Consider the following 8,212-nt stretch of genomic DNA (forward strand, 5'->3'; position numbering starts at 1 on the left):
GAATCGCCCACAGTACAAAACAGTTTTTCGATCGACATGAGTACCTTTATGCCTTAGAGCTCTATTTGGATCTCCGATCTTTTACACTACGCCTTCGTGAACAATTCAACTTTCTGTTTTTACGCGAAAAACTCGAACTCCTAAAAACTGATTCCTTAACCGGTTTGTTCAACCGTTTTAGCCTTATAGACGATCTTACCACACAACATAAAGCATGTTATGTGATTTTAAATATTCGCGATTTTTCCAAAATGAACATGCTCTATGGCAGAGGGTACGGTGATGAAATCATTATTAGTGTGGCTAATGCTCTACGTAAATATATCCCGTATGAGAAAATTTACCGTTTTTATGCCGATGAGTTTGCTTTTATTGTCAACCTCGAACTTTGCCCTGATATCCCGATGATTCTTCGAACTGTCGAAGAAGATTTAGAAAAACACGAACGAATTCTTACCGCTATTTCATTTTACGGCGCATACGGTACTGTCGATAAATCCATCTTTGATCGGTGTGAATACGCGATGATGAGTCGCCATGAGAGACGTGAACGCTTTATCAATGCGGATATTATTCACCCTCATGAAATCGAAAAATTTACCGAAAATCTCACGATCTCACAAAAACTTCGTGTTGCGTATATGAATGACAGAATTGTCCCCTACTTTCAGCCTATCGCATCCAGCTCCACCCAAAACATACTCCGTTTTGAAGCTCTTATGCGAGTAATCGATGAAAATGGAAATGTCTTATTACCCGGAACATTTTTACCTGTTTTGGAGCATATGTACATTTACCCCGAATGTACGAAAACAATGTGCAAAAAAGTTTTTGACGTGTTCGAACATCGAACAGAAGGGTTTTCGATCAACTTTGCCCTCAGTGATATTCAAAACGATGAAACACGCCTCTTTTTGTTTGCTTTATTTGAGAGATACCCCGATGCCGCTTCACGATGTACTATCGAGTTGTTAGAGAATGAAGCGGTCATCGACTTTAAGCGGGTTAACGATTTTTTCAACCTCTTAAAAGAGTACAAAGTCAAAAGTGCTTTGGATGATTTCGGTGCAGGATTTTCGAATTTTGCGTATCTATTTAACCTTCACATCGATTACATCAAAATCGATGGCTCTATTATCCAGCGTCTCGATGATCCTAAAATGACTAAACTTGCCAAAACAATCGTCAGTATGGCACATGATTTAGAGATTCAGACCATTGCCGAGTTTGTGAGTGACCCGTTGCTGTTAGAACATTGTAAAAACATCGGGATTGATTTACTCCAAGGGTATGCAATCGGTTATCCGATTCCTAACCCTTAATCGGCTTTAACCTCGATTTTAAACTTATCAGACATATATTTTGCAGCCTCTTCTTCACTCATTGTAGAGGATTGTTGCAATGCACTCTGGATTTTCACCATGGTTAAATCGTTTTGATTTTTCCCTTCCAGCACGATCGTATCCGTTTGCCCTTTGAGCATTTTAACCATCGCACGAATAAGCTCTTTTTCGACGATTCCAGAAGTCGCCGGTAAATCTGCTTCAAACCGTTTCGCAATCGCATTGTTAATAGCAACCGATGCTTTTTTACGATCACTCATATCTGCAGGAGTAAGGGCAAACTCTTTTAAGAAAATCCCCTTCTCTTCCTCTTGGAGAGAATCCACAAAACTTTTAACCGATTCATACGTGACATCGCCAATAGCACGGTTTTCCATGCTCAGGGCAAACTCTTCCAAAATCATCGAATCGGGTGCACTGCTCGAAACATCTCTAGCACTCATTGAAAACTCTAATGGCATGATGGCATTATCGAGTCTAAATTGATCGATTTCGAGATGCTTTAAATGCATCTGATTCCCCTCTACTTCCCCTTTGAATGCGAAATTGATAGAGCTTAGTTTACTCAGGGTATTTTGCTGAAATGCATTACTCACATTTTGCGCAATCATTTGTGCGATAATCGGTTTTGGGAGCGCTACTTCATCAGCTTCGATATCAAACGAGGCTTTAACACTCTCCCCTTTTGAAAAAGCTTTAAACTCCGATAATGATTCAACATCACCTAAACGAAGTGATCCTATCGAGAGTTGCTCTTGCCCTAGCATCGAAAATTTAAGTGCTTCAATTTCACAGTCGGTACTGATAATACCACTGCAATCAATCGAATCATATTTCATCTCACCACCCATCAAAACAAGGCTATCTTGATATTCACTCAATGCTTTGATCAGTTCCCCTTTTACCCTCTCATTTTTATAATGACTGAATGCGCTCACACCGACAACAATGACCGCTGCTGCGACCGAGAGATGTATTATATATTTTTTATAAAATGGTTCATTATTTTTTACTTCAACGTCTACAGCTTCGTTCACAAATGTCCTTATAGTATATAATCAACGACTTTAGAGAGGATCGTTACCTCTTTGATTACGCTCACAACCTCTTGATGTGAACTATGGGGAACATACACATTTAACCCCTCTTGATCATCAAACGTTGATGTGAGTACCAAATCAAACGATCTCTCTGATTTACTAATATCAATTCCCACTTCCATCGAGCGCAACGTGTCGATTTTTGAAGGGAGTGCTTCGAGCATCTCCTTGACCTTTTCTAAATTGGCCTCTTTGTTTTCATCTTTAAACTGAAACATCACGATATGAACTAACATTTTTTTACCTTACCTCTCTCTTATTTTTAACGCTATCGGAATTCATCCCGATTAGCTACGCTAACGCTGTGTTTTCTTCAGCAGAAAGCTCACGCACAGTAAACCGTGCTATCTTTCTATTAAATCTTTTAAACTTTGTTTTGGGGATTTTCCCTCTAAAATTGCATACACTTCTGCCGCGATCGGCAAATAAATACCTCGTGTTAAAGCAATTTCATGAAGCGCATACGCAGTTCCAATCCCTTCACTCACTTCCCCAATCTCAGCACATACCTGTTCTTTATCTTTTCCTAATGCCAATCCAATTCCCACACGATAGTTACGAGACATAGATGAGCTGGCAGTCAAAAACAAATCTCCTGCTCCGCTCAATCCTAAAAAACTTTCATCACTGGCTCCGTATGCTTTTCCGAAACGCTGCATCTCGACTAGTCCACGCGCTATTAAACTCGCCGCGGCATTATGCCCTAATTCCAATCCATCACAAATCCCGGCTGCTATAGCGATAACATTTTTATAAGCACCTGCTATTTCTGCACCGACGACATCTTCGCTTACATAGGTACGAATAAAATTTGGAAATAATCCGGCAAATTCTTTAGCAGTAGTAAGAGATGTTGAATTTATAACAAGTGCGGTAGGCAATGAACGCATAACCTCACTTGCAAATGAAGGTCCCGATAAAAAAGCAAGATTTTCTTGAGGGACATATTGTGCATAAATTTCATTTAAAAATTTTCCGCTAGAGGCTTCAATCCCTTTAGCTGCAACCAAAATTTTTTGTCCGCTAAAAATAAAATTTTCTTCGAGCCATTTTCCGATTTCTTGAGCAGGAACAGTAATAATAAGATATTCACATACCAATACTTCGGAAAGTGATTTAAAATTTGTCCAATCACGCGGTGTACGAGAAGTAATAAGGACATTATTTTTTTGACTCATAGCATATGCTAGAGCCTCACCCCATTTCCCTGCTCCTATTACTCCGATTTGACTCATTCAATCCCCTCTATTGCCAATTTTAGTGCTGTAATTTTTTCATCATATCCAATGACTACTAGGATATCTTCGGGATCAATATGGTGATTATGCCCTTTTGACGTAAAACTAAAGGTTGCCGAGAGCGCATGATCGACGATTGCCAAGACCAACACATCATGTTCTTTGGAAAAATCAATATCATGTAAAAATTTTCCAACAAGATAAGAGGTTTTAGGGATAGTAATTTGAGCGATTTTTAATGAAGATTCCTCATAATGTATATCATGAAGCACTTCAGTTACAATCGGTTTTTCAAACATCTCCGTAATAATATTAGCGGTAATTTGAAGTTTAGGCATCACCTTGTTCGCGCCGGCACTTTTAAGCTTTGTAGCATTTTCATAATCGCCGGCTAAGGCGATTATAGGTATGTCCCAAAAAACTGACCGTAATGAAATCGTTAAAAAAACATTCTCTGCATCATCATCTAAAGCACAAAAAACAATTAAAGAGTGAAGATCAAATCGTTTTAAGCTTTCCCAATTTTCACTTAAGTCAAATAACTCTACTGCGAACCCCAACTCTTTCGCTGCCGTATATTCCGATTCTTTTTGAACGAAAATAGCAAAATTCTCATAATCATCTACAATTTGCAATGCAATTTGCTTGGCATATTCATTGTAACCAAAAACGATTGCCCCATGATATTTCATCGTTTTCCTTTAGCATTCTTGTGCAATATTGCTTTGAATTCATCGATTAAAGCCTTTGTTCCTATGACAATCGCCACATCACCGGAATCAATACGAATCGTTTGCATTGGATTAAAAAGAAATTTTTTCTGCAGCGTTTTATAAATTCCTAATAAAATCAAACGTCTTTCAAACAATACCATTTCGGCAGTATTAAACAAATGATTTTTTGTGTAAGAATCCAAAGTAATCTCTTCAATCAATACACCGCTATTTTCTGAACGAAGTGCATGAATCACTTCAAATGCTACAGGACGACCGCTTACCTCTTTGGACATCAAAGCTACTAACTGTTGAGTGTATACAATTTCATCAATACCGGCCAAGGAGAGTTTTCGACGGTTTTCTTGCTGATGGAGAATAGATAGGAGTTTAATCGTCACACTTAGTTCACGGATTGTAAGTGCAGTATAGACATTCAATACATCACTCTCATGCAATAAAATCGCTCCTTGAACCTGTCTCTCCCAATCTATTTGCAACTGCTGATAAGAGTGCAGTGATGAAGGGTTCAGAGCCAAGGCTGCAAATCCCTCTTTTTGCGCTTGAGCCACTTTCTCTGGATCAGCTTCAAGAATCAATGTTTTCGCCCCTTTTTTTTTGAACTGCCACACTACTTGTTCAGAGAGAGGTGAATAACCGCATATCAAGTAAAAACTATCCATTTTGGAAACATTTTCGATCAATTTATCCTCTTTGATTTCATCAAGTTTTTCGGTAAATGCTGATACGACGATCGATGTCGCAAACGAGATAACGGCAATTCCCGCCACAATAATCGCCATAGCTACCGTCCGCCCCTCTGTCGTTACCGGAACCATATCACCATAACCAACTGTAAAAATCGTCACAACTGACCAATACAAAGAATCAAAAAGAGTATTGATCGGAGACGCAGGGTTATTGGCTTCCATAATATAGATCAATATCGAGGATACTGCGATAATGACACTCGCAAACATACCGAGAGTAAAAATCTCGAATTTTTTAGAAGAGAGGATCGAAATAAACTGTGTCAAGCTTTTAGTGTATCGGAAGAGTTTGAAAACACGAAACAAAATAAAAACCCGTAACATTCTCAGTTCATGAAAAAATGGCATAATAGCCATCAAATCGATAAGGGCAGCCGGTGAAAAGAGATATTCACTTTTTTTAGAAATGATTTTACGATAGGCTTCACCTAAACGAAATGGGCGTTGCAAAAATAGATCGTGTTCATACTGTTCAATCACAATATCAGAGATATCGCTATACACCCACATTCGAAGAAGATATTCGGCTAAAAAAATGAGTGATATGATGTAATTATTAAAAAAAAGCAATTCAGAATTGACATCGTGTTTAACTTGACGGATCAGGATTAAGACACTAACTATGATCAGTGTGATCATAGTATAATCAAAGAATTTCTTATAAGGATATGCTGAGTTTTCGAGAAGGTTGTAAAAAAACTTTTTAATGCGGCGATAACGTGGAGATGCATGGAGAAAAAAAGCTATCCCAACCATCGCACTGCTAATCATAAAATCTCTACTGTGCTAGTTTGGTTTGGAGGATTTCGTTGAGAGTATTCGGATTCGCCGAGCCTTTGGACGCTTTCATCGCTTGACCGACGAAAAATCCAAAGAGCTTCTCTTTACCCGATTTGTACTCCGCAACTTTGTCGGTATTAGCATTCAAAATTTCATCGATCAGCACTTCCAGCGCCCCCGTATCGCTCACCTGTTTGAGTCCGAGTTTTTCGATCACGTCGTCGATGTCACCGCCGTTCTCCATGAGACAATCGAGAACCTCTTTCGCCGCTTTACCGCTGATAACGCCCTCTTCTATCCGTTTGACCAATGTTCCCAGCATCACGGCACTGATCGGTGAGGATGATGGGGTCATACCGCCGCTTAAACGTGCCGGTAGTTCTACCGTGAGCCACGTAGCGGCGTTTTTAGCCGTAATCCCCAGAGAGAGCATCGCTTCAAAATAATGTGCCGTCTCTAAATCGGCCGTAATCACTGACGCATTGTATTCACTGATTCCGAATTCATTCACGAAACGCTCTTTTTTCGCATCAGGGAGTTCAGGGATATTGCAGACATCGGCATACATCGCATCATCCACGATTACTTTGAGCAAATCGGGTTCTGGGAAATAGCGATAGTCCGCCGCTTCCTCTTTGCCGCGCATAGAGCGGGTCTCTTGTTTCACTTGATCAAACAAACGGGTCTCTTGAACGATCTCGCTCTCATAGGTGCCGTCTTCCCACGCTTCACGTTGACGAGCCACTTCGAGTTCAATCGCACGTTGAATAAATCGGAAACTGTTGATATTTTTGATCTCGACACGGGTGTAGAGCTTCTCATCACCGCGAGGTCGGATAGAGACGTTAACATCGACGCGGAACGACCCCTCTTGCATGTTCGCATCGGAGATATCGATATAACGGACGATAGAGTGGAGCTTTTTAAGATACAAAATCGCATCTTCGGCAGAGCGCATATCCGGTTCGGAAACGATCTCAAGGAGCGGTGTCCCCGCACGGTTTAGATCGACTTTTGAAATAGCACCGTCATGGATATTTTTCCCCGCATCCGCTTCGATGTGCGCACGGTTGATACGGATCGTTTTGTTACTGCCGTCTTCGAAGTCGATCACCAGTTTGCCGTGTTCGACAATCGGAGTATAGAGTTGTGTGATTTGATAGGCACTTGGGCTGTCGGGATAGAAATAGCTTTTGCGGTCGAAGAAGCTCGTGCGGTTGATCGTAGCTCCAACTGCCGTACCGAACATCCCCGCTTTTCGTACCGCTTCTTTGTTGAGTACCGGAAGCGCACCGGGAAGTGCCAAACAAGTCGGACAAGTGTTAGTGTTTTGGGTGTGGTTAAAACTCGTAGGACATGAGCAAAAAAGTTTAGATTGAGTGTTGAGCTGGACGTGAACTTCTAAACCGATAATGGTTTCAAACATAATGATTTATTCCTTTAAGATCTAAATATTAATTTTCTAAAATTCTCAAAAACAAAGTTTTTGTAGCTTTAGGGGATTGCAAAGGACTTTAGTCCTTGCCAGTAAAACGGATGTATTCGTTTTACTGTATAAAATATCTAATTGAAGCAAAACCGTAAGCACCGCACTCTTCAACCGCTTTTATCTGCTCTTGGGTCGTAATCCCGCCCAACGCAAAAATAGGTACTCTTATTTTATCCACTATTTCTTTTAAATCCTCTAAACCCTTGGGTTCACCCTTGTTAGGAGAGGAGAAAATCGGGCTGTAGGTGATCGCATCAGCACCTGACACTTGTGCTTGAAGTGCTTCATCATGCGTGTGGGTACTGATGATGACGTATAACCCCAATTTTTTTGCCTCTGTGATCGCATCAAACTGCGTAGAGGTAAAGTGAACCCCATCCGCTTTTAATTCATGTGCAAGATGATAATCACCGTGCAATAGAACGCGAGAGATACGATAACTCCGCGACACCGCGACAAAGGTTTGAGCAAGATCACGATAATGAGTTGTTTGTTTGTCTCTGAAGAGGGCGAAATCGGGGAGCGTGTGCGAATAGATGACATCAAGCGCCGATTCCAATGCATCGGGCGTGCTACCGTAAAACGAGGGATCGGTGATAAGGTAGTGTTTCATTCTATAATATTTTTCCAAAAAAAATAGGTACTCTCATGTCAAGATAATCCCGATCTAATTCTTTTGGAAAAGACTCAAAATGTAGCGAAGATTGAAAAGTCTCTAAAACCATTCGATCTATACTTTCATCTTTTGATGACTCAACAATACGAATATTTTCTAAGTG

General features: G+C 40.4%; 8 protein-coding genes. 1 reads left to right on the forward strand and 7 read right to left on the reverse strand.

Annotated elements, in window-relative coordinates; all coding sequences use genetic code 11:
* A partial coding sequence (locus WA010_RS12250) for an EAL domain-containing protein (protein ID WP_422557400.1) occupies positions 1–1,322 on the forward strand: 1,322 nt, incomplete at its 5' end.
* Here WA010_RS12250 and WA010_RS12255 read toward each other — a convergent pair.
* From WA010_RS12255 to WA010_RS12285, 7 genes are all read right to left on the reverse strand, one after another.
* Entirely contained in the window at positions 1,319–2,380 is a 1,062-nt protein-coding gene (locus tag WA010_RS12255; RefSeq protein ID WP_422557401.1) for a hypothetical protein, read from the reverse strand. The two genes, WA010_RS12250 and WA010_RS12255, sit on opposite strands and share 4 nt — an antisense overlap.
* An 8-nt stretch (positions 2,381–2,388) precedes the next feature.
* Positions 2,389–2,679 (reverse strand): Dabb family protein, encoded by a 291-nt coding sequence (locus WA010_RS12260; RefSeq protein ID WP_422557402.1) that lies wholly within the window; start codon positions 2,677–2,679, stop codon positions 2,389–2,391.
* Between the two features lie 108 nt (positions 2,680–2,787).
* A complete protein-coding gene (locus tag WA010_RS12265; RefSeq protein WP_422557403.1) occupies positions 2,788–3,678 on the reverse strand; it encodes an NAD(P)H-dependent glycerol-3-phosphate dehydrogenase in 891 nt (296 codons plus the stop codon).
* Positions 3,675–4,373 (reverse strand): NAD-binding protein, encoded by a 699-nt coding sequence (locus tag WA010_RS12270; RefSeq protein ID WP_422557404.1) that lies wholly within the window; start codon positions 4,371–4,373, stop codon positions 3,675–3,677. Before WA010_RS12270 ends, WA010_RS12265 begins: the two co-directional genes overlap by 4 nt.
* Entirely contained in the window at positions 4,370–5,935 is a 1,566-nt protein-coding gene (locus WA010_RS12275) for an ion transporter (protein WP_422557405.1), read from the reverse strand. Before WA010_RS12275 ends, WA010_RS12270 begins: the two co-directional genes overlap by 4 nt.
* A gap of 7 nt (positions 5,936–5,942) precedes the next feature.
* Positions 5,943–7,370: an Asp-tRNA(Asn)/Glu-tRNA(Gln) amidotransferase subunit GatB gene (gene gatB, locus WA010_RS12280; RefSeq protein WP_422557406.1), complete on the reverse strand. Its 1,428-nt coding sequence runs from the start codon at positions 7,368–7,370 to the stop codon at positions 5,943–5,945.
* Between the two features lie 121 nt (positions 7,371–7,491).
* Complete coding sequence (locus WA010_RS12285) at positions 7,492–8,046, reverse strand: thiamine phosphate synthase (RefSeq protein ID WP_422557407.1); 555 nt, start codon at positions 8,044–8,046, stop codon at positions 7,492–7,494.
* Positions 8,047–8,212 lie beyond the last annotated feature (166 nt).

Origin of the sequence: Sulfuricurvum sp., assembly GCF_049305995.1 — a bacterium.
Lineage (GTDB): Bacteria > Campylobacterota > Campylobacteria > Campylobacterales > Sulfurimonadaceae > Sulfuricurvum.